1 protein-coding gene and 1 pseudogene are annotated in these 764 nt (G+C 69.9%); both read left to right on the forward strand.

Annotation, left to right across the window (positions count from 1 at the left end):
* Positions 1 to 138: pseudogene (locus MOV74_RS39475) on the forward strand (tRNA (adenosine(37)-N6)-threonylcarbamoyltransferase complex transferase subunit TsaD); the annotation flags it as partial.
* A gap of 2 nt (positions 139 to 140) precedes the next feature.
* On the forward strand, positions 141 to 764 hold a 624-nt coding region (locus tag MOV74_RS39480; RefSeq protein ID WP_246933034.1), incomplete at its 3' end, for a 2-dehydropantoate 2-reductase N-terminal domain-containing protein.

Below are 764 nucleotides of genomic sequence, written 5' to 3' on the forward strand. Positions count from 1 at the left end.
ATGATCGCCTGGGCCGGCGCCGAGCGCCTCGCGCTCGGCATGACCGACACGATGGAAGCCGAGCCCCGCGCGCGGTGGCTGCTCGATGCGAACGCAACAGCGCCGGCAGGCTACGGCAAGACGCGGGCGGGATTCTAACCATGGCCCCCTTCCAATCCGTCGCGGTGATCGGCGCGGGCGCCTGGGGCACGGCGCTGGCGACTGTCGCAGCACGGGCGGGGCGCACCGTGACACTGTGGGCACGTAATGCCGAGCATGCCGCGCGGATCGCCTCGACCCGCGACAACCCGCGGCTCCCCGGTGTACAAATCGCTCCGGAGATCGTCGTCACAAACGATCTGGCGCTCGCCGCGCGCGCGGACATGCTGCTGATCGCAACACCGGCGCAGCATGTCCGCGGCGCGGTCAACATGCTGGCGTCGCATCTGCCAGGGCCGGCACCGATCATTGCCTGCGCCAAGGGCATCGAGCACGGCACCCACAAATTCATGACCGACGTGATCGCGGAAGCCGCGCCCCACGCCAAGCCGGCCATTCTGTCGGGCCCGAGCTTTGCCGACGATGTCGCGCGCAGCCTGCCGACGGCGGTGACGCTGGCAGCAGGCGACGAGACCTTGGCGAGCGCGCTCGTGCAGGCACTGGGCTCGCCGACGTTCCGTCCCTATCATTCCACCGACATTCGTGGCGTCGAGATCGGCGGCGCGGCCAAGAACGTGCTGGCGATCGCGGTCGGCATCGCGGTCGGTCGCAAGCTCGGCGCTTCC

It is taken from the genome of Bradyrhizobium sp. SHOUNA76 (genome assembly GCF_023006445.1).
Lineage (GTDB): Bacteria > Pseudomonadota > Alphaproteobacteria > Rhizobiales > Xanthobacteraceae > Bradyrhizobium.